The sequence below is a fragment of the Vibrio sp. 2134-1 genome, assembly GCF_033339495.1.
The window spans coordinates 1-565 of record NZ_JAWOUS010000771.1 but is presented as its reverse complement, the minus strand read 5'-3'; the positions used below and the strand labels follow the sequence as shown (position 1 = coordinate 565).

1 protein-coding gene is annotated in these 565 nt (G+C 44.1%); it reads left to right on the top strand.

The annotated features are described in order from the left end of the window. A partial coding sequence (locus R7R78_RS28455; protein WP_225474895.1) for a collagenase occupies positions 1-565 on the top strand: 565 nt, incomplete at both ends.

Genomic DNA, 565 nt, shown 5'->3' with positions numbered 1-565 from the left:
CATCGCCGCACCCGATGTTTTCGCTATTCTTGATAGCTTTTCAGCGGATAAAAGCGACAGCTATTACTACCGTAAAGCCATCAACAATATCTTTGTCGCTATGGCTGGGCACTCACAAACCAAAGCGTTTTACGATGTGATTGAATCTGACTCAAGTTATATCCATCGTTTGAGTGGTTTTATTACCAACAACGAATGGGCGATAGGCACGGATTCTGAACAACTACTTGGCAATGCCGCGCGAGAGCTCGCTAGGCTGGTAAAAACTGAAGATGCAGAGACAAAAAAAGTCGTTGTCGACACTTTAGATTCTTTGTTAAAGCGCTACCCGCTAGGCGGTAAGTCAGACAGAATTTGGGTTGGCATCGCCGAAATGGTTGACGCTTATGCATCAGATTATCTTGAGCAGCTAGGGCTAAGTAACTCAAAATCCGTATTAAAACAGCGAATAATGACATTCAGTTATGATTGTCGCGGACCCGCGCGAATTCTTGCTCAAGAGATGACAGAAGCTCAAGCAATTACAAGCTGCGAAACATTAAACCTCAAAGAAGATGACTTCCAC